This is a genomic window from Ligilactobacillus salitolerans, from assembly GCF_003864415.1.
Taxonomy (GTDB): Bacteria; Bacillota; Bacilli; order Lactobacillales; family Lactobacillaceae; genus Ligilactobacillus; species Ligilactobacillus salitolerans.
In genome coordinates, this window is record NZ_BFFP01000034.1 from 30962 (window position 1) to 31538 (window position 577).

Here is a 577-nt window from a genome sequence, read left to right on the forward strand (position 1 = left end):
ACTGCATTCTTGCGGTGTATAGCCAATAAAAGCTCTTGATAATACTTATAAGCCTGAGCTAGCTCAGGAGACATTTTCAAAAGCCGGTCTACAACTTCTGAATCAGTCAACAAGTCACCGCGAAAGTTAATCCGCTTTTTTCGTTCGACATATTCAAGTTTATTTGAGTCTTTCATTAAAAGCTTCCAGAGGCGCTTGAGTGCGCGGCCTTCATGGAATTTTGCACCATATTGCTTCATAACTGAGATTCGGACACTGTTTAAGCCACGGTAAGCCTGAACTACGGTATGGAAGCGATCCGCAATGATCAGGGCATTGGGAAAAAGCTCTTTGATCAGCGGGCGATAAGGCGAGTACAAGTCAACAGTCACAGTTTGAACTGCCAGCCGTGCTTTACGTGGATATTGATAAAAATAGCTGTGCAGGTATGTATTAGTCCGCGAACGAATGATATCCAGGGTGCGGTGTTGCGCGATATCCATCAATAAGATACTCATCCCGCTTTTCGCAAACTTGCCAGATTTAAAGTCATCAAAGGCAATATCTTGTGGCAGCCAAGTATACCTGGGCTTAAAAT

1 protein-coding gene is annotated in these 577 nt (G+C 43.7%); it reads right to left on the reverse strand.

Annotated elements, in window-relative coordinates; genetic code table 11:
• Positions 1-577: transposase (locus LFYK43_RS09465; RefSeq protein ID WP_148095616.1), on the reverse strand; the 577-nt coding region annotated here is incomplete at both ends.